Source organism: Microbacterium sp. DT81.1 (assembly GCF_049844955.1).
Lineage (GTDB): Bacteria > Actinomycetota > Actinomycetes > Actinomycetales > Microbacteriaceae > Microbacterium.
Genome location: NZ_JBNCMA010000003.1, coordinates 82,067 through 101,272 on the forward strand (window position 1 = coordinate 82,067; position 19,206 = coordinate 101,272).

The following is a 19,206-nucleotide window of genomic DNA, read 5'->3' on the forward strand; positions in this document are numbered from 1 at the left end:
GCGCGGCACGAGGCGCGGCCCCCGAGGCGATCGGAGGGAGGCGCCTCTGTCCGAAGTGAGCCATAGACTCGTCCGGTGACTGTCTCGGGAATCGTGCGCGGGCTGGAGCGCGCCGAGTCCTTCCGCGACGCCCTGGCCGCGGCATCCGTCGACGCGGAGTTCTCGCTGGTCGATGGGCTGGACGCACCGCTGCTGGCCGCGCTGCTGTCCCGGCGGGCGCAGGCCGGCCGGCCGCCCGCGCTGCTGGCGGTGACGCCGACGGGTCGCCGTGCCGAGTCGCTCGGACCTGCGCTCGCCGCACTCATCCCCGGGGCCACCCTCCTGCACTTCCCCGCGTGGGAGACGCTGCCCCACGAACGACTCAGCCCCAGTGCGGAGACGGTCGGGCGACGCCTCGCGGCGCTTCGCGCCATCGGCTCGTGGGACGGGCGGACGCCGCTGGTCATCACCGCCTCCGTGCGCTCCGCGCTGCAGCCCCTCGCCGCGGGCCTTGCCGCGATCGAGCCGATCGCCCTGTCGGTGGGCGGGCGCGGGCACGATCTCGCCCAGGTCTCGGACCGGCTGGTCGAGCTGGCATATGCCCGCGTCGACATGGTGTCCCGGCGCGGTGAGTTCGCCGTACGCGGCGGCATCCTCGACGTCTTCCCCCCGACGGCGGATCACCCGTACCGGGTGGAGTTCTTCGGCGACGAGGTCGACCAGATCCGGGCGTTCCAGGTCGCCGATCAGCGATCGCTGCCCGGCGACATCCCGGCTGTCGAGCTGGCCCCCAGCCGCGAGCTGCTGCTCACCCCCGAGGTCCGCCAGCGGGCGCGCGAGCTGCGCGACGAGTTCCCCGCCATCTCCGGCATGCTGGAGCGGATGAGCGAGGGCATCGCCGTCGAGGGGATGGAGTCGCTGACTCCCGCCGTCGGCGGCCCACTCGTGTCGCTCGCCGATTACCTGCCAGAGGGATCGGCGGTGGCGCTCGTCGACCCCGAGCGCTCCGTGACGAGGGCGATCACCCTGGGCGACACCAATCGCGAGTTCCTCGAGGCGGCGTGGAGCGCCGCGACCTCCGGCGCCAGGGCCCCGATCGACCTGGGCGCCGGCGACTTCCTCACGATCCCGCGGCTGCGGGACGACGCTCACGAGCGCGGCGCGGTCTGGTGGACGTTGAACCCCTTCGACAGCGGCGCGGCCGACATCCCGCAGACGCCCGGTGAGGCGGCCGCCGTGCGTGTACCGGGGTCGGCCGTGCCGTCGTTCCACGGCAACGTCGACGGTGCCACGGCCCATGTGGGCGAGCTGCTCGGCCGCGGGTGGAGCGTCGTGGTCGCGGCATCCGGAGCGGGCCTCGTCGAGCGCGCCCGCGACGTGCTCTCGGAGCGGGGCTTCGCCGCACGCATCGAGGATGGGCTGGAAGCGGCCCCCGAGGCCGGTGTCGCCGTGGTGGTGCAGTGCACCATCGAGCAGGGCTTCGAGGTCGAGGATGCCCGCTTGGCGGTGCTCACCGAGGCCGAGTTCTACGGCCGGACGATCGGCGGCGACAACCGGGTCATCAAGAAGCTCGCGTCGCGCCGGCGGAACGTCGTCGATCCGCTTCAGCTCAAGTCCGGCGACTTCGTGGTGCATGCCACTCACGGCATCGGGCGGTTCGTCGAGATGACGCAGCGCGAGGTCTCCACCGGTGGTCGGAACGCGGTGAAGACCGTTCGCGATTACCTCGTGATCGAGTACGCGCCGTCAAAGCGCGGCTATCCGGGCGACAAGCTGTTCGTGCCCACCGATCAACTCGACCTGCTCTCGAAGTACGTCGGCGGCGAGGCGCCGGTGCTCTCGAAGATGGGCGGCAGCGATTGGGCCCAGGCGAAGGGGCGCGCGCGCAAGGCGGTCCGCGACATCGCCGTCGAGCTGGTGAAGCTGTATTCGGCGCGCATGGCGGCGAAGGGTCACGCATTCGGCCCCGATACGCCGTGGCAGCGCGAGCTCGAAGAGGCGTTCCCGTTCGCCGAGACGCCCGATCAGCTGCAGACGATCGACGAGATCAAAGCCGACATGGAACGGCCGATCCCGATGGACCGCCTGCTCTCCGGCGACGTCGGGTTCGGCAAGACCGAGGTCGCCGTGCGGGCTGCGTTCAAGGCCATCCAGGACGGCAAGCAGGTGGCGATGCTCGTGCCCACCACGCTGCTCGTGAAGCAGCACGTCGAGACCTTCACCGAACGCTTCGCCGGGTTCCCGGTCAAGGTGAAGGCGCTCTCGCGGTTCCAGACCGACAAGGAGGCCCGCGACACGATCAACGGGCTGGCCGACGGCACCGTCGACATGGTGATCGGCACGCACCGCATCCTCACCGAGGGCATCGCGTTCCGCGACCTCGGGCTGATGATCATCGACGAGGAGCAGCGCTTTGGAGTCGAGCACAAGGATGCGCTCAAGAAGCTCAAGACGAACGTCGACATCCTGGCGATGAGCGCGACCCCCATCCCTCGCACGCTCGAGATGGCGGTCACCGGCATCCGGGAGATGTCGACGCTGCAGACTCCTCCGGAGGACCGGCATCCGATCCTCTCGTTCGTGGGCCCCAACAACGACAAGCAGATCGCCGCCGCGATCCGGCGCGAGCTGCTTCGGGAGGGCCAGATCTTCTTCGTGCACAACCGCGTGCTGTCGATCCAGCGCGTCGCCGCGCACATCGCGGAGCTGGTGCCCGAGGCGCGCATCGCCGTCGCGCACGGCCAGATGGGGGAGCACGCCCTCGAGCAGGTCGTCGACGACTTCTGGGAGCGCAAATTCGACGTGCTGGTCTGCACGACCATCGTCGAGACCGGGCTCGACATCTCCAACGCGAACACCATCATCATCGACCGCGCCGACAAGTACGGGCTCGCCCAGCTGCATCAGCTGCGCGGACGGGTGGGGCGCGCGAGGGAGCGGGCGTACGCGTACTTCGTGTACGACGAGAACAAGCCGCTGTCCGAGACCGCGGCCGACCGGCTGCAGACCATCGCGGTGAACAACGACCTGGGTTCGGGGATGCAGGTGGCGCTCAAGGACCTCGAGCTGCGGGGTGCGGGCAACCTGCTGGGTGCCGAGCAGGCGGGTCACATCGCCGGGGTGGGCTTCGACCTCTACCTGCGGATGATCGGCGAAGCGGTGGCGACGTTCCGCGGCGAGGATGTCGAGGGGACCACCGAGCTGCGGCTCGAGCTGCCCGTCGACGCGAGGATTCCCGAGACGTACATCGACAGCGAGCGGCTGCGCCTGGAGGCGTACCAGAAGCTGTCCGCTGCGGCATCCGCCACCGCCAAGGATGACGCGATCGACGCCGTCATCGACGAGCTCACCGACCGCTACGGTGACCCGCCGGTCGAGGTGGACGGCCTGATCGCCGTCGCCCGGCTGCGGCGAAGGGCAGCCCGGGCAGGTCTCTCCGACGTCGTCGCGATGGGGCGCAACCTGCGCGTGGCGCCGGCGCCGCTCTCCGACTCCATGCGGGTGCGCCTGCAGCGGTTGCACCCGACGGCGAAGCTGCTGGCCGGCGGCGACGCGCTGGTGGTGCCGATGCCGCAGGCGGGCGGCGAGCCGCTCGGCGACGCGGAGCTGATCGCGTGGGTCGCGCAGTTCCTGGACCAGCTCTTCCCGGAGCCGGTTTCCGAGCCCGCGGCCGGAGGAGACGCGACGCGTTCGGCGTCGTGATGCTCGGTCCGGCCGGCCCACCGTGTCCGCTGGTGCGGCGTCGGTGGCCCAGAACCCGCCGGAGGCCCTAAGGTCTGCTCATGGGCGCAGGCGGGAGCCGCAGCAGGCTCGATGAGGCAATGAGGGCCTTCACGAGCAACTGGCGCAACCCGAACCTGCGGCGCGCCCAGCTGAGCTTCCTTGGGGCATGGACCGCCGAGTGGGCCTTCACCGTCGCGCTCGGCATCGTCGCCTACAACGACGGCGGGGCGGTCGCCCTCGGGTTGGTGGGTCTCCTGCGCATGGTTCCCTCGGCCCTGCTCGCACCGCTGCTCTCCCCGTTCGCCGACCGGGGACGGCGCGAGCGCGTGCTCGTCGTGGTCTCGACATTGCGTGGGCTCGTCACGGCGGTCGCCGCTGTGACGGTCGCGCTGTCGGGTCCGGTGCTGGTGGTGTATGCGCTCGCGGTCCTCTCCACGATCGCGGCCACGCTCTTCCGGCCCGCGCACTCCGCGCTTCTGCCGACGCTGTGCCGCACAGGGCATGAGCTGGCCAGCGCGAACGTCGTCCGTGGGCTCCTCGACTCCGTGGCTACGCTGGTCGGACCGCTGCTGGCGGCGGTTCTCCTGGCGCTCACCGACGTGTCCGTCGTCTTCGCGGTCGCCGCAGCCTCCTCGTTCTGGGCGGCCGCGCTGCTGCTGCGCGTCCGATACGACGCTCCGCCACGGCCGGCGGCTCCTCGTCGTCCCGATCTGGTCAAGGAATCGGTCGAAGGCATTCGTGCGGTCACGCAGAATCGCGATCTGCTGCTGATTCTCGGCCTTGCGGCGGCGCAGTCACTGACACGCGGAGCCCTGACGGTGTTCTCGGTGGTGGTCGCGATCGAGTTGCTCGGCACGGGCGATCCCGGTGTGGGCGCCCTCATGGCAGCGGTCGGGGTGGGAGCCGTCGTCGGCTCGCTCGCCGCGTCGTTCCTGGTGGGAACGGCCCGGTTGGGCAGGTGGTTCGCGCTGGGAGTGGCACTGTGGGGCCTGCCTCTGGCGCTCATCGGCGTCTTCCCGCAGGAGACGGCGGCACTGTGCCTGCTGGCCTTCGTGGGGCTCGGCAACGCCCTGATCGACGTGGCGGGGTTCACCCTCATCGGCAGACTGGCGCCGGACGCGGTCCTGGCTCGCGTTTTCGGGGTGTTGGAGAGCATGGTCGCCGTCTCCATCGGCGTCGGGGCCATCCTCGCCTCGACGGTGATCGAGTGGTTCGGGATAGAGGCCGCGCTGATCTCCATCGGACTGGTGTGCCCTCTGCTCGCCGTGGCCGCTCTGGGGCGCCTTCGTCGCATGGACGGCTCCGTCGACGCACTCGATCTCGACATCGCGCTGCTGCGGCAGGTGTCGATGTTCGCGCCCCTGCCGCTGCCTGCCATCGAACAGCTGGCGCGGGGGCTCGAATCGGTGCAGGTGCCCGCGGGAGAGGCGGTGGTGACGCAGGGTGACATCGGCGACCGGTACTACGTGATCGAGTCGGGGGAGGCGGATGTCATCGGCGACGGCCGGGTCGTGGTGACGCTGGGGCCGGGGGAAGGCTTCGGCGAGATCGCCCTGATCCGCCGCACCCGGCGGACGGCCACCGTGCGCGCCAGCACTGCTCTCCAGCTGCGGGCGATCGGCTCTGAGAGATTCGTCTCCGTCGTGCTCGGGTACACACCGAGCGCGCAGGCCGCGGCGACGGGAGTCGATCACCAGCTCGGCCGGTACACACCGGAAGAGCCGTTCGACGATCTGCCGAGCCCGTCGCCGTGAGCGCCCGGCCTGTTGAGTTGCACCGGCGGAGATGGGATTGTGAGGCATGACGTCCGAGCGTGCCGCCCTGTTGATCGCCGACATCGGGGGCTACACCGAGTACATGAGCACCCACCGCATGAGCCTCGCTCACGCCGAGGTCAACACCGCGCGGATCCTCGACAAGATGATCGCGGCGGCTCGGGGGTACGACCTCGTCGAGATCGAGGGGGACGCCGCCTTCCTCTCGCGGAGAGTCGATACGCGCGACGCCGACGCCACCATCGCAGGCATCCTGCGAACTGCCGTCGCCATGCATCAGGCCTTCCACCTGGAGCGCGAGTACGTCGCCAAGAATCTCTGCCCGTGCGGCGGCTGCAAGGAAGCCGGCAACCTGAAACTGAAATTCGTCGCGCACGTCGGCGACGTCGCGACCCAGACGATCCGTGGCCGGATGAAGCTGGTCGGCATCGACGTCATCCACGTGCACCGGCTGCTGAAGAATTCCGTGCCGATACCCGAGTACGTCCTGCTGTCCGAGGAGCTCTACAGCACCGACCCGTCGGCTCTACCGGGGCCCGTGCACGAGATCTCTCCCGACCTTGAGGGGATCGGCCCGGTACGGGCCTACTTCGTCGACGTGGGGGACCTCGACCCGCTGCCTCCGGCGCGCCGGCCACCCTGGCGGGCCCGACTGGCAAGCACGTTCGCGGCGGTCGGCCAGGGGCTCCCCTACATGCTGGGCCTGAAGCAGGCTCGCAAAGTGCGTTACGCCCGTTGAGGAGGAACACGTGGAGTTCGAGCACCTCGGGGCGAGACCCCGCATCCACCGGGACGCGGTCGTCGCGGAGACGGCCGTCGTGAGCGGCGACGTGACGATCGGCGCCGACTGTCAGCTGCTGCACGGAGCCGTGGTGACGGCGGAGGGCGGGCCCATCATCCTGGGCCAGAACGTCATCGTCATGGAGAACGCCGTCATCCGGGGGAGCGCGGCCAACCCGGTGCACATCGGGGACCACACCCTGATCGGGCCCGGGGCCACGGTGAGCGGTGCGACGGTCGGTGACGAGGTGTTCCTCGCCACCGGCACCCGCGTCTTCAACGGAGCCCGCATCGGCGACCGGTGCGAGGTGCGCATCAACGCGGTCGTGCACCTGCGAACCGTGCTTGCGGCGGAGACCGTGGTGCCGATCGGATGGGTGGCGGTCGGCGACCCCGCGCAGCTGCTCTCCCCCGACCGGCACGAGGACATCTGGGCGGCCCAGAAGGAACTCGACTTCCCGGGGTACGTCTTCGGCATCGACCGGGACACCCCCGACCTCATGGTGCAGCTCACCGAGCGGTACGGCCGGAGCCTCGCGCGCCACGCGAACGATCATCAGATCGGCTGACGCGCCGGGTCGGGCGCGGAACTCCCGCCACTCCCGCCCGCAACACTGCGGGTCGGCGCCGACATTGCGTCTTCGCGCCGACACAGCGTCTTCGCGCCGAGACTGCGGCCCGCGGCCGCAGACTCGGCGCGCAAGCGCAGTCTCAGGCCCAGACGGTGCTGCAGTCGCGGCATCCGAACTCGATGCGCTCGACCCAGCCGGAGTCCTCCGACCGGAGCTCGGTCCGGCGATCGAACTCGACCGCGAACCACCGGGGCTCGATGGCCCGCACATCGAACGAGCCGCACTGGGGGCACTTCTCGGCTGCCACCATGGATCTGGTGTTCATGAGGGTCACGGTAGCCCTGCGCGGCGGCATCGGCCGCAGCGACGCGCGTGTCAGCCGGTGTTCTGCAGGCCCGCGGCCACGCCGCTGACCGAGAGCAGGAGCAGGCGCTGCTGCTCCGGGTCGGGCGTCTCGGCGCCGGGGGGTGCGTCGCGCAGGGCCCGCAGCGCCCGCAGCTGCAGCAGCGACAGGGCGTCGACGTAGGGGCTCCGCATCTTCACCGCTCGCTGCAGGATCGGGCGGTTGGACAGCACGCCGTCGCTCCCGGTGACCCGCAGCACCCACGAGTGCGTCAGAGCCATCTCGTGCAGCACGATCTCGGCGAGGTCGTCCCGGTCTCCCAGTTCCAGGTACTTGCGCGCGATCCGGGCGTCCGCCTTGGCGAGACTCATCGCGACGTTGTCCACCATCGCGTGCAGCAGCGGCCACTCGCGGTACGCCTCCCGCAGCAGCTCTTCGTCGCCGACCGCCTCGAGGGCGCTGCCGAGACCGAACCATCCGGCGAGGTTGATGCGCGCCTGCGTCCAGGCGAAGACCCACGGGATGGCCCGCAGATCCTCCAGCGATTCGACCGACAGCCCTCGGCGCGCGGGGCGGGATCCGAGCGCCAGCAGGCCGACCTCTTCCATCGGCGTCACCGTCGCGAACCACGGTGCGAAGCCGGGCGCCTTGACAAGTGAGAAGAACCGATCCCGGGATGCCGCATCCATCGTGGCCGCGATGTCCGCGTATCGCTCGGCGGCGGCGCTGTTGCGCCGCTCGATGCCCGGGGAGGAGGCGAGCAGCGTGGCGGCCGCCACCTGATCGATGTGCCGCATGGCGATGGCGGGATCTCCGTACCGGGCGAAGATCACCTCGCCCTGCTCGGTGAGCTTGAAACGGCCATCGACCGAGTGCGGCGGCTGCGCCAGGATGGCGGAGTTCGCGGGCCCTCCGCCGCGGCCGAGCGCCCCGCCGCGGCCGTGGAACAGAGTGAGCTCGATGCCCGCCTCCCGCGCCCACGCCGAGATCGCGGCCTGGGCCTCGTAGAGGGCCAGGTTCGCCGCGACGGGCCCGACGTCCTTCGACGAGTCGGAGTAGCCGAGCATGACCTCCATGCGGCGGCCGGTCTGCGCGAGGCGCGCCGCGACGGCCGGGTGCTCGACGACCTCGGCGAGGATGCCGGGCGCGGCCTGCAGGTCGGCGAACGTCTCGAAGAGCGGAATGACATCGAGCACGGGTGCGCGACCGCCGGATGCCGCCGCGAACTCGGCCAAGCGGTACACGGCGGCGAGGTCCTCGGCCGACCGCGTGAACGACACGATGTAGCGCCCCGCGGCGCGGGGGCCGAACCGCTTCTGCACGAACGCGACCGCGCGGAACACGTCGAGCACCTCGGTCGAGAGCTCGCTCGTCTGCCCTGCCTCGAGCTCGGCGATCACTCGAGCGTGCACGCTGGAGTGCTGGCGCACCTCGAGCTCGGTGAGGTGGAAGCCGAAGGACTGCACCTGCCAGATCAGCTGCTGAAGCGTGCCGTAGGCCTGCCGAGGAGCCGCGGCCGCGACGAGGGACTCCTGAACGATGCGCAGCTCGGCCAGCAGCTCGTCGGGGTCGCCGTAGGCGTGGTCCGCATCGCGGGCGCGGGTGGCGGCGATGCGGCGGGCGACCAGCAGCATGATGCGACGGTGCGGCTCAGCGGGAGAGCGTTTCGCGATCTCGGCCGCCGCGTCCTCGTCGACCGCGGCGAGCCGCTCCCACAGCCCCAGCAGACCGGGACTCGGCGGTGTCGTGACGGCATCGAGCGTCAGGGTGCGGCCGATGCGCTCCGCCGTGCGCTCGAGTCCGATCAGCACGTGTTCCGAGGCGATCCCGGCGGCCTTGCGGGTGACGGATGCCGTGACGAAGGGATTCCCGTCCCGGTCGCCGCCCACCCAGGAGCCGACCCGCACGAAGGGCTGCACGACCGGGGCGCGCTGGCCCGCGGCAACACCCTGGAGGGCGTCATCCACCCGTCGATAGACATGCGGCACCGCCGTGAAGAGCGTCTCGTCGAACACGGCCATCACCGCGCGCACCTCGTCGGTGGGCGACGGCTTCTCCTGACGAAGCGGCGCGGTGCGCCAGAGCGTGTCGATCTCCTCGAGCATCCGCCGGCGAGCGCGGCGCTCATCGGCGCCGCCTCGTACGGCGGTGTTGTGCTCCGCGAGCAGGGCCGCGAGGCGGCGGATCGTGGTCGAGATCGCACGCCGGCGCGCCTCCGTGGGGTGCGCGGTGAAGACGGGGTGGAAGCGCAGCCCCTGAAGGCGCTGCAGGGCCGTGTCATCGCCCACCTCGGCCGCCAGCCGCACGAAGGCCGCCGCGACGGAGTCGGTGGCGTCCTCCTTCTCCGGCCTCCCGTCCCGTTCGCGGAGGATCCGCACCCGCTGGCTCTCCTCCGCGAGGTTGACCAGGTGGAAGTAGCACGTGAATGCGCGCGCGACCTCGTCCGCGCGCTGCACCGTGAACGACTCCGCGACGCCGACCGCCCGCTCGAACGCCTCCGGCGACTCGTCGGTGTACGCGTCGATCGTCGCGGTCCGCAGGCGCTCCACGTCCTCGAAGAGGCCGGGGGACCCGCTCTCCCGCAGCACCTGACCGAGCAGTGACCCGAGCATCCGCACATCGGATCGCATGGACTCCGGAAGTTCCTGTCCTGCCTCGAAGCGGCCGACGAGGTCGATGGCTTCGGTCTGTGTGAATTCTCGCACGCTTTCACGGTAGTCGTGCGGTGTTTCCGTCACGTCACGTGTTTCACGGCGGCAGCGAGCCCTCTCGCTACGATGGACAGCGCCCACGAAAGGACCCGATGTCCCTCCTTCGATCCGCGCGGTTCCCCGCGATGGTCCTCCTCGCGGCCGCAGTGCTCGGACTGCTGATCGCGAACAGCCCGCTCGGCGCACCTGTCGAAGAATTCATGCACGCCTACGTCGGCATCCCGGGCGTGTTCCAGCTCTCGATCGACCATTGGATCGCGGACGGCCTGCTCGCCGTCTTCTTCTTCGTCGTCGCCGTCGAACTCCAGTACGAACTCACGCGAGGCGAGCTGAACAGCCTCCGCAAGGCCCTTCAGCCGGCGATCGCCGCCGCGGGCGGGGTGATCGTCCCGATCGCCATCTACCTCCTGATCGCCGGCGGCACCGACGTCTCGCAAGGATGGCCCGTGCCGACCGCGACCGACATCGCCTTCGCGCTGGGCGTGCTCGCCGTCTTCGGCAAGGGTCTGCCATCCGGTCTGCGCGTGTTCCTGCTCGCGCTCGCGATCCTCGACGACATCGTGGGGATCATCTTCATCGCGGTGCTCTTCGCCACCGACGTCGACTTCGGCCTGCTCTTCGCGGCGCTCCTGGCCGTCGTCGCCTTCGCCATCCTCAGCCGGCAGCTCGACACCCGGGCACGGGTGCCGATCGCGGTCGTGCTCGTCCTGCTCGCGATCTTGACCTGGGTGCTCATCTACCAGTCGGGCGTGCACGCCACCATCGCCGGGGTGCTCCTCGGCCTCGCCATGGCGCAGGGCCCGGCGATGCGCACGCGGCACGAGATGGAACCGTGGATCAACGGGGTGGTGCTGCCGATCTTCGCGTTCTCCGCGGCCCTCGTGGTGATCCCGCAGGTGTCGCCGGCGGACCTGTCCCCGGCGCTCTGGGGGATCCTGATCGCGCTGCCGGTCGGAAAGGTGATCGGGATCGCCGGGGCCGGGTGGCTGTCGCTGCGTATCGGAAACAGGGGCGCGGCCCCGCACCTCGCGTTCGGCGACCTGCTGGCCGCGGGCGCGCTGGGCGGCATCGGATTCACCGTGTCGCTGCTGCTCGGCGAACTCGCGTTCGGCGGCGATCCCGTCGTGCGAGATCAGGCGACCCTCGGCGTGCTCGGCGGGTCGCTCATCTCCCTGATCCTCGCCGGCATCCTGGTCACATGGCGTTCGCGGGTCTATGCCCGAGGGGAGAGGACGGAGGTGGCGTCTTGACCGATCCGAGTGCGGTGCAGTCCGCGATCGACACCATGCACGTGGTGCGGGATCGCTGCGTGTGGACGCAGCAGATCACCCACCGGGACCTCGTCCCGTATCTCGTCGAGGAGAGTGCCGAGCTGATCGACGCGGTCGAGGGCGGGAGCCGCTCGGAACTGCGAGAGGAGCTCGGCGACCTGCTCTGGCAGGTGCTCTTCCATGCCGAGATCGCCTCGCGCGACGAGATCGAGCCGTTCGACATCCAGGATGTCGCCGCCGGGCTGACCGAGAAGATGGTGCGGCGGCATCCGCACGTCTTCGGCGACGCGGCGGCGCGCACGCCCGAGGAGGTGCTCGTGCACTGGAACGCGGCGAAGGCGGCGGAGAAGCACCAGCGTCAGAGCGTGCTCGACGGCGTTTCGCACGCGATGCCGGCATTGGCTCTGGCGCAGAAGGTGCTCGGCAAGGCCGCGAGTGTGGGGGTGGATGTCGAACCCGCAGCGCCGCCGCGATCCGAGGAGGAGCTCGGCGACGCGCTGCTGGCCCTCGTCGCGGCCGCGCGGGCGAGCGGAATGGATGCCGAGCGCGCGCTGCGCACGCGCGTTCGGACGCTCGAGGCCGACATCCGCTCGTCGGAGACCCGCGGCGCCGAATGACGTCCGCCGCGGGAGCCTCCCCGCGGATGGGAGACTGGAGCACGTGGCAACCGTGACCCCGCCGCGCGGCATGCGCGACTTCCTCCCCGCCGAGAAGGCCCGCCGCGAACGCGTGCTCGCCGTCATCCGCGATCGCTACCGCGCCCACGGGTTCGACGAGATCGAGACCCCCGTGATGGAGGACTACGCGCGACTGCACTCGGGCATCGGCGGTGACAACGAGAAGCTCGCCTACAACATTCTCAAGCGCGGGCTCGACACGGACGCCATCCGAGCGGCGGCCGAGGATCCTTCGGCCCTCACCGACCTCGGCCTGCGCTACGACCTCACCGTGCCGCTCGCGCGCTTCTACGCGAGCCACCGGGGCGAGCTGCCCGGTGTCTTCCGCGCGATCCAGGTGGCGCCGGTGTGGCGCGCGGAGCGCCCGCAGAAAGGCCGCTACCGCCAGTTCGTGCAGTGCGACATCGACATCATCGGCGATGCCTCGTCGCGGGCTGAGGCCGAGCTCATCGCGGCCACCCTCGATGCCGTCGACGCCCTCGGCCTGGATGGTGCCTCGGTGCGCATCAATGACCGACGGGCACTCGAGTGGATGCTCGAGAGCTTCGGCTTCGCTGCGGATGAGCGCCCCGGTGTGCTGATCACGATCGACAAGCTGGACAAGATCGGGCACGACGGAGTGGTCGCCGAGCTGCGGGAGCGGGGCGCCTCGCCCGGCGCCGTCGACGCGTTCGAGGCGTTCACCCGCCGCCCCATGACCCTGGAGTACCACCCGTACGGCGAGCGCCAGATCCGCAAGGCGCTTCCGCAGGGGATCCCGGCGGAGATCGTCGACCACCTGGTGGGCATCGGCGAGGCCGTCGCAGCGGCACGGCCGTCCGCCGGGTCCGTGGGCCTGTCGGACGGCGACGGCATCCCTCTCGTCTTCGACCCCTTCCTCGTTCGCGGCATGGGCTACTACACCGGCACGATCTTCGAGCTGGCACACCCGAGCGTGTCGTACTCGCTGGGCGGCGGCGGTCGCTACGACGGGATGATCGGTCGGTTCCTCGGCTCGGACGTTCCCGCCGTGGGGTTCTCGCTCGGGTTCGAGCGTCTCGTCGACCTGCTCGATGCGGGCGCCGAAGCCGCCGGCGACGCCGTCGTGCTGGTGTACGACCGCGACGTGCCGGTGGCCGAGCTGATGACGCACAAGGCACGTCTCGTGGCAGGCGGCTCGCGGGTGCGCGTGGAGCCGCGCACGAAGAACCTGAAGGCGCTGCTCGAGCGGGCGGCATCCGATGGATACTCGTCGTTCGGCACGCTGAGCGCCGGCACCGACGCGGTCGAAGTGCGGCCCCTCGCCTGACTGAACCGCCGAGGTCGTGGCGCGGGCGCTGACCCGGCCCTTCTCGCGCACGTAGACCGCGCGGCGGACGCGGGCGACCACGTCCCCGTCGCGGTCTGTGATCTCCGTCTCGTACAACGTCGCTCTTCATGGAGAGGGCCCCAAAACTGTTCTACTTGTTATAGAATAGTGGCGTGCTCATTCGCATCGACCCCGACAGCGACGTCGCCCTCTTCGCGCAGGTCGCCGCCTCCGTCAGGGCGGATGCCGCGGCCGGCCGAATGCGCCCGGGTGACCGCCTCCCGGCCGCCCGAGAGGTCGCCGGAGCGCTCGGCATCAATCTGCACACGGTCCTGCGCGCTTACCAGGAGCTGCGCGACGAAGGGCTCGTGGACATGCGCCGAGGGCGCGGCGCCGTCTTGACGGAGGCGGCCATCCCCCTCGCCGAGCTGCACCGCGAGATCCTCGCCCTCGCGATCCACGCGCACGCCCTCGGCCTCGCCCCCGACACCCTCGCCTCACTCGTCCTGCAGACCGCCAGAGAAGGAGCCCGCCCGTGACGACCGACCACCGTCCCGACCGCAACGCCGACCGAGCGGCCGGCCGCTTCGCGCTGGTCGCCGTGCTCCTGCCGGCATTGTCGATCATCGCCGCGCTCGTCATCCAGCTCGCAGCCCTCCCCTCGCTGCCCGATCCTGCGGCGACGCACTGGGGTGCCTCGGGCGGCCCGGACGGCTTCGGTCCCAGCTGGATCTTCCCGCTGCTGACGGTTCTGCTCGGGCTCGGCGTACCGGCATTGATCGCCGCCGCCTTGCTGCCGGGACTCCGCCGCGGCGAGCGTGGACCGACCTACCGATTCATGGGGGCATTCGCGCTGGGTCTGGCGGTGTTTCTGGCGGTGGGCCTCACGGGTGCGGTGCTCATGCAGGCCGGCCTCGCGGACGCCGCGGATGCTCCGGCGGTCTGGCCGGCGCTGCTCTTGGCGGCCGGTCTGGGAGCGCTCGCTGGCATCGCCGGCTGGTTCCTGCAGCCGCACCAGGAATGGCCGCTCCCACGCGGGACGCTCTCGACCCTCGACCTCGCACCGGGGGAACGCGCCGTGTGGCTGTCCACGACGTCGCTCAGCCTGGGTGCGGCGGCCGGCATCGGGCTGGCCGTCGTCGCCCTCGTCGGCACCGCGGTGGTGGTCTGGCTCTCCGGAGGGGTGCTGGTCGCTGTCGTGGTGACTCTCGCCGCGGCGCTCGTCGCAGGGCTCGCCGCGACTACCATCGCGTTCCACCTGCGCGTCGATGACGCGGGACTCACCGCCCGCTCGGCGCTGGGGTGGCCCGTGTTCCGCGTGCCGCTGACGGACATCGCCTCCGCGTCGGCAGTGCAGGTCAATCCGATGGGCGAGTTCGGCGGATGGGGACTGCGCTTCGCCCCCGGCCGCTTCGGCATCGTGCTGCGGGCGGGCGAAGGGGTCGAGATACTGCGCGCCAACGGCAAGCGGGTCGTGGTGACGGCCGACGATGCGACGACCGGTGCCGCCCTCCTGCAGACTCTGGCGAGCCAGCGGGCTTGACGCCGAACCTCCTCACGGGTTGGCTGGCCGCATGGCCGAGCCCACCCCCGAGAACTGGCAGCGCGCAGACGAGTACCTCGCCGACACGCTGGTCGGCCACGACCCGGCGCTCGAAGCCGTGCTCGCCTCGCAACGGCGGCAGGGGCTCCCCTCCATCGAGGTGGCGCCGGTATCCGGCAAGCTGCTGAACCTCCTCGTGCGCATCTCCGGGGCGCGGCGCGTGCTCGAGATCGGGACGCTCGGCGGCTACTCCACGATCTGGATGGCGCGAGGAGTGGGCGCGGAGGGCCAGGTCGTCACGATCGAGGCGGAACCCCGCAACGCCGAGATCGCCCGGGGGAACGTCGACGCCGCCGGGGTGGGCCAGCGCGTCGACATCCTCATCGGCCGAGCGGCGGAGGTGCTGCCCTCGCTGGAGGGCACGGCACCCTTCGACTTCGTCTTCGTCGACGCCGACAAGGAGTCGAACACGGTGTACCTGGACTGGGCGGCCCGACTCGGGCGGGCGGGCACGGTGATCGTGCTCGACAACGTGGGGCGGGCGGGCGAGATCGCGAACAGCGGGTCGACCGACTCGATGGTGCGCGGCACGCGCGACGCTCTCGAGATGCTCGGGTCCGATCCGCGGTTCGACGCCACGGCGCTGCAGACGGTCGGCGTCAAGGGGTGGGACGGCGTGGCGGTCGCGCTGGTCGTGTGACGGCGCCGCCGCGCGACACGTGGTCGCCTCGAGCCCCATGCCGCGGCATCCGCGTCGCTAGACTGGCCGCGGATCGACGACGCTCCACGCACCATCCACTGAGCAAGGAGTTTTCCCCGTGGCATTGATCGAGGCAGTAGGCGCACGCGAGATCCTGGATTCGCGCGGTAACCCGACGGTCGAAGTGGAGGTGCTCCTCGACGACGGAATCGTGCAGCGGGCCGCCGTCCCCTCCGGCGCGTCGACCGGGGCCTTCGAGGCCTACGAGCTGCGGGACGGAGACAAGACCCGCTACAGCGGCAAGGGCGTGCTGAAGGCCGTCGCCGCGGTGATCGACGAGCTCGGCCCCGCACTCGAGGGCATCGAGGCGAGCGAGCAGCGTATCGTCGACGAGATCCTCGTCGAGGTCGACGGCACCGAGAACAAGGGGCGCGTCGGCGCCAACGCCATCCTCGGCGTGAGCCTGGCCGTCGCCAAGGCGGCCGCCGACTCCGCCGATCTGCCGCTGTTCCGCTACCTGGGCGGGCCCAACGCACACGTGCTCCCCGTGCCGCTGTTCAACGTCATCAACGGCGGCTCGCACGCCGACAACGGCATCGACATGCAGGAGTTCTTCCTCGCGCCGATCGGGGCCGAGACGTTCGCCGAGTCGCTCCGCTGGGGCACCGAGGTCTACCACGTGCTGAAGGGCGAGCTGCTGAGCGCCGGCTACGCCACCGGCCTGGGCGACGAGGGCGGCTTCGCCCCCGACCTGAAGAGCAACCGCGAGGGCCTCGACTTCCTCATCCGGGCCATCGAGAAGGCCGGCTTCACGCCCGGCACCGAGATCGCGCTGGGCATGGATGTCGCAGCCACCGAGTTCTTCAAGGACGGCTCGTACGTCTTCGAGGGCAAGAACTGGACCGCCGAGCAGCTCACCGACTACTACGTCGAACTGGCGAACGCCTACCCGATCATCACCATCGAGGACGCCCTCGCCGAAGACGACTGGGACAGCTGGAAGCACCTGACCGAGAAGCTCGGATCGAAGATCCAGCTCGTCGGCGACGACCTGTTCGTCACCAACCCGGTACGCCTCGCGGACGGCATCAAGCGGGGCGTCGCCAACTCGCTCCTCGTGAAGGTCAACCAGATCGGCACGCTGTCCGAGACGCTGGATGCCGTGGACCTGGCCCACCGCTCCGGCTACACGACGATGTTCTCGCACCGCTCGGGTGAGACCGAGGACACCACGATCGCCGATCTGGCCGTCGCGACGAACTCGGGTCAGATCAAGAGCGGCGCGCCCGCTCGGAGCGAGCGCGTCGCGAAATACAATCAACTCCTGCGCATCGAAGAGGAACTGGGAGACGCCGCGGTGTTCGCCGGGCGTTCCGCCTTCAAGCGCTACGAGGGCTGAGCTCGCACACGCATTCCGAGAGGGGGGAGTCATGGCCAAGACCACGGCTCCCCCCTCCGCTGTGTCCGGCGGTTCGCGGACGCCGGGACGGGCACCCGGCGCGGAGCGCCGTCAGGTCGATGTGCGCGCGTGGCTCGGCGGCATCCGGCTGTCCGGCTTCATGGTGATCATGCTGGGACTGGTCGTGCTCGCGACGTTCGTGCTGGTGCCGACGTTCGGCACGTACCTCGACCAGCAGCAGCAGATCGAGGCGCTCGAGCAGTCGGTGCAGGGGAGCCGCGAGGAGGTTGCCGAGCTCGAAGCCGAGAGCGACCGCTGGAAGGATCCGGCGTACATCACCACGCAGGCCAGGGAGCGTCTCTATTACGTGCGTCCGGGAGAGGTCGTCTACCTCGTCGACAACGACCTCGAGGCGGCACTCGTGCCGCAGGAACCCGATCCCATCAGCGACGAGGTCGCCGAGACGCGCACCGACTGGATGGCGCAGCTCGTGCGGTCCGTGACGTCGGCGGGCATGGCGGATGTGATCCGCGCACCGACGATCGGGGTGCCGGACCCCGCACCGAGCACGACACCCGCGCCCTGACCCAGCGGCATCTCAGCGGGCGCCGGTAGCCTTAAGACGTGACGACCCCTCCCTTCGCGCGACCGAGCGCCCGCGATCTCGACGTCGTCTCCGCTCAGCTGGGGCGCCCCGCCCGCGGCGTGATCGGCATAGCCGCCCGGTGCGCGTGCGGCAACCCCACGGTGGTCGCCACCTCTCCGCGTCTGCCCGACGGCACGCCGTTCCCGACCTTCTACTACCTGACCCACCCGGCGGCGGCGGCGGCGATGTCGGCGCTCGAGGCCACGCAGGTGATGAACGAGTTCAACGACGAGCTCGGTGACGACGAAGACCTCCGCGCCGCCTACGCCCGGGCCCACGACGCCTACCTCCGCGACCGCGCCGGATTCGGCGAGGTGCCGGAGATCGACGGCATCTCGGCCGGCGGCATGCCGAACCGGGTGAAGTGCCTGCACGCGCTGGCGGGACACGCGCTTGCGGCCGGTCCCGGCGTCAACCCGATCGGCGATGCGGCGCTCGTCCGCGGAACCTGGTCGCCGCAGCGCTGCGAATGCGCAGAGCCGGGGTCGGCCGGATGACCCGGGTCCTGCGCGCGGCCGTCGTAGCGGTGGCCGCCGCCGCGATGTTCGTGCTGACCGCCGCGGCACCGCCGCCGCCCGTGCCCGAGGACCCGAACGATCCGGTGCGCAAGGCGGAGTACTGGCTCGATTCCTACGGCATCCGGAACGCGTGGCAGACGACGCGCGGCGCCGGCGTGCGCATAGCCGTCATCGACACCGGCATCGCCAAGGGACCCATCGAGTTCGAGGGCGCCGTCGTCGGCGGCACCGACGTCTCCGGGATCGGCTCCGACGACGGGCGCACACCTATCGGCGCGGTGGATCGCAGCCACGGCAGCTGGGTCGGCTCCCTCGCCGCGGGGCGCGGCAACGGCACCGGCGGCGGCATGATCGGCGTGGCGCCCGAGGCCGATCTGCTGTCCGTCTCGGTCGGGTTCGGCGCATCGGCGCCGGTGGGCTTCAGCGAGCAGATCGCGGATGCCGTCGTGTGGGCCGTCGACAACGGCGCCGACGTCATCAACCTGTCCCTGACGACCAACACCCTCGACTGGGACGAGAGCTGGGACGACGCGTTCCTGTACGCGTTCGAGAAGGACGTCGTGGTCGTGGTCGCCGCCGGCAACCGGGGGAGCGGCACGACGGCGGTCGGCGCGCCTGCCACCATCCCGGGCGTGCTTACGGTCGCGGGGGTCGATCCGACCGGCGCAGCGAGCCTGGAGGCGTCGACCCAGGGAATCGTGATCGGCGTGTCGGCTCCGAGCGAGGGGCTCCTCGGCGTCTCGGCTGACGGGCGCCTCGTCACCTGGAGCGGTACGAGCGGTGCGGCGCCGATCGTCGCGGGGATCGCGGCGCTCGTGCGAGCCGCGCATCCCTCCCTGGATGCGTCGAATGTGATCAACAGGATCATCGCCACCGCTCGTCCGGCCGCCGGCTCCACCACGGTTCCCGACCCGCTGTACGGCTACGGCCTGGTGGATGCGGGGGCCGCCGTCACGGCCGACGTGCCGCGCGTCGACGAGAACCCCATGGGCAGCCTCGCCGAGTGGGTCCGCCTCTACCGCCGCGCCGACTCCGCTCCGCAGGCTGCGCCGTCGGCGGCGCCGGTGGAGGTGCCGCCGCTTCCCGCGCCCGACCCGCCGTCGGAGGACGCATCCGCGCTTCTGCCGTCCGAGGACACCCTGCTCTACGGGACGCTGCCTCTGCTCGCCCTCACGGTGCCTGCTATCCTTATCGGGCTCGGCGTCACCGCTGCTGCCCGGCGCATTCGATTGGCGCGCGCAACCCGCACGCCGAGCCAAGATCCTCTCAAGGAGTAGCCTC

The 19,206-nt window shown here is 70.8% G+C and carries 16 protein-coding genes; 14 read left to right on the top strand and 2 right to left on the bottom strand.

The features are described 5' to 3' along the window. The first annotated feature begins 75 nt into the window (after positions 1-75). The 4 genes from mfd (at position 76) to ACLQ2Q_RS08890 (ending at position 6,826) form a co-directional block, all read left to right on the top strand. Positions 76-3,681: a transcription-repair coupling factor gene (gene mfd / locus ACLQ2Q_RS08875; protein ID WP_425820088.1), complete on the top strand. Its 3,606-nt coding sequence runs from the start codon at positions 76-78 to the stop codon at positions 3,679-3,681. A gap of 80 nt (positions 3,682-3,761) precedes the next feature. Next, positions 3,762-5,456 carry an MFS transporter gene (locus ACLQ2Q_RS08880; protein ID WP_425820089.1) on the top strand — a complete coding sequence of 565 codons (1,695 nt, stop codon included), beginning with the start codon at positions 3,762-3,764 and terminating at the stop codon, positions 5,454-5,456. Positions 5,457-5,502: 46 nt separating this feature from the next. Further along, positions 5,503-6,216, top strand: coding sequence for a DUF2652 domain-containing protein (locus ACLQ2Q_RS08885; protein WP_425820090.1), 714 nt, complete (start codon positions 5,503-5,505; stop codon positions 6,214-6,216). Between the two features lie 10 nt (positions 6,217-6,226). Further along, complete coding sequence (locus ACLQ2Q_RS08890) at positions 6,227-6,826, top strand: gamma carbonic anhydrase family protein (RefSeq protein WP_425820091.1); 600 nt, start codon at positions 6,227-6,229, stop codon at positions 6,824-6,826. A gap of 142 nt (positions 6,827-6,968) precedes the next feature. Here ACLQ2Q_RS08890 and ACLQ2Q_RS08895 read toward each other — a convergent pair whose 3' ends face one another. Next, positions 6,969-7,154, bottom strand: a complete 186-nt coding sequence (locus tag ACLQ2Q_RS08895) for a hypothetical protein (RefSeq protein ID WP_425820092.1) — start codon at positions 7,152-7,154, stop codon at positions 6,969-6,971. A 50-nt stretch (positions 7,155-7,204) separates the two neighbouring features. Continuing rightward, complete coding sequence (locus ACLQ2Q_RS08900) at positions 7,205-9,877, bottom strand: phosphoenolpyruvate carboxylase (protein ID WP_425820093.1); 2,673 nt, start codon at positions 9,875-9,877, stop codon at positions 7,205-7,207. Between the two features lie 98 nt (positions 9,878-9,975). On the opposite strand from ACLQ2Q_RS08900, the gene ACLQ2Q_RS08905 reads away from it, so the two are divergent. The 10 genes from ACLQ2Q_RS08905 (at position 9,976) to ACLQ2Q_RS08950 (ending at position 19,202) form a co-directional block, all read left to right on the top strand. Beyond that, the gene (locus ACLQ2Q_RS08905) at positions 9,976-11,133 is read left to right on the top strand and encodes a Na+/H+ antiporter NhaA (protein WP_425820094.1); all 1,158 of its coding nucleotides are present in this window, start codon (positions 9,976-9,978) and stop codon (positions 11,131-11,133) included. 35 nt (positions 11,134-11,168) lie between these two features. Next, a complete protein-coding gene (locus ACLQ2Q_RS08910) occupies positions 11,169-11,771 on the top strand; it encodes a MazG family protein (protein ID WP_425820563.1) in 603 nt (200 codons plus the stop codon). Positions 11,772-11,841: 70 nt separating this feature from the next. Continuing rightward, the gene (locus tag ACLQ2Q_RS08915) at positions 11,842-13,119 is read left to right on the top strand and encodes a histidine--tRNA ligase (protein WP_425820564.1); all 1,278 of its coding nucleotides are present in this window, start codon (positions 11,842-11,844) and stop codon (positions 13,117-13,119) included. A gap of 173 nt (positions 13,120-13,292) precedes the next feature. Then, positions 13,293-13,658, top strand: coding sequence for a GntR family transcriptional regulator (locus ACLQ2Q_RS08920; RefSeq protein WP_425820095.1), 366 nt, complete (start codon positions 13,293-13,295; stop codon positions 13,656-13,658). Further along, positions 13,655-14,662: a DUF1648 domain-containing protein gene (locus ACLQ2Q_RS08925; RefSeq protein WP_425820096.1), complete on the top strand. Its 1,008-nt coding sequence runs from the start codon at positions 13,655-13,657 to the stop codon at positions 14,660-14,662. Before ACLQ2Q_RS08920 ends, ACLQ2Q_RS08925 begins: the two co-directional genes overlap by 4 nt. Before the next feature lie 31 nt (positions 14,663-14,693). Beyond that, positions 14,694-15,362, top strand: coding sequence for an O-methyltransferase (locus tag ACLQ2Q_RS08930; protein ID WP_425820097.1), 669 nt, complete (start codon positions 14,694-14,696; stop codon positions 15,360-15,362). 118 nt (positions 15,363-15,480) lie between these two features. Continuing rightward, entirely contained in the window at positions 15,481-16,761 is a 1,281-nt protein-coding gene (eno, locus tag ACLQ2Q_RS08935; RefSeq protein ID WP_425820098.1) for a phosphopyruvate hydratase, read from the top strand. Positions 16,762-16,792: 31 nt separating this feature from the next. Then, a complete protein-coding gene (locus ACLQ2Q_RS08940; RefSeq protein WP_425820099.1) occupies positions 16,793-17,347 on the top strand; it encodes an FtsB family cell division protein in 555 nt (184 codons plus the stop codon). A gap of 38 nt (positions 17,348-17,385) precedes the next feature. Beyond that, positions 17,386-17,904 (top strand): DUF501 domain-containing protein, encoded by a 519-nt coding sequence (locus tag ACLQ2Q_RS08945; protein ID WP_425820100.1) that lies wholly within the window; start codon positions 17,386-17,388, stop codon positions 17,902-17,904. Beyond that, complete coding sequence (locus tag ACLQ2Q_RS08950) at positions 17,901-19,202, top strand: S8 family serine peptidase (protein ID WP_425820101.1); 1,302 nt, start codon at positions 17,901-17,903, stop codon at positions 19,200-19,202. Before ACLQ2Q_RS08945 ends, ACLQ2Q_RS08950 begins: the two co-directional genes overlap by 4 nt. Positions 19,203-19,206: the final 4 nt, after the last annotated feature.

Coding starts and splice junctions, on each gene's coding strand:
- ACLQ2Q_RS08880 (WP_425820089.1), top strand. CDS start 3,762: ATGGGCGCAGGCGGGAGCCGCAGCAGGCTCGATGAGGCAATGAGGGCC.
- ACLQ2Q_RS08885 (WP_425820090.1), top strand. CDS start 5,503: ATGACGTCCGAGCGTGCCGCCCTGTTGATCGCCGACATCGGGGGCTAC.
- ACLQ2Q_RS08895 (WP_425820092.1), bottom strand. CDS start 7,154: ATGAACACCAGATCCATGGTGGCAGCCGAGAAGTGCCCCCAGTGCGGC.
- ACLQ2Q_RS08905 (WP_425820094.1), top strand. CDS start 9,976: ATGTCCCTCCTTCGATCCGCGCGGTTCCCCGCGATGGTCCTCCTCGCG.
- ACLQ2Q_RS08910 (WP_425820563.1), top strand. CDS start 11,169: ATGCACGTGGTGCGGGATCGCTGCGTGTGGACGCAGCAGATCACCCAC.
- ACLQ2Q_RS08915 (WP_425820564.1), top strand. CDS start 11,842: ATGCGCGACTTCCTCCCCGCCGAGAAGGCCCGCCGCGAACGCGTGCTC.
- ACLQ2Q_RS08930 (WP_425820097.1), top strand. CDS start 14,694: ATGGCCGAGCCCACCCCCGAGAACTGGCAGCGCGCAGACGAGTACCTC.
- ACLQ2Q_RS08940 (WP_425820099.1), top strand. CDS start 16,793: ATGGCCAAGACCACGGCTCCCCCCTCCGCTGTGTCCGGCGGTTCGCGG.
- ACLQ2Q_RS08950 (WP_425820101.1), top strand. CDS start 17,901: ATGACCCGGGTCCTGCGCGCGGCCGTCGTAGCGGTGGCCGCCGCCGCG.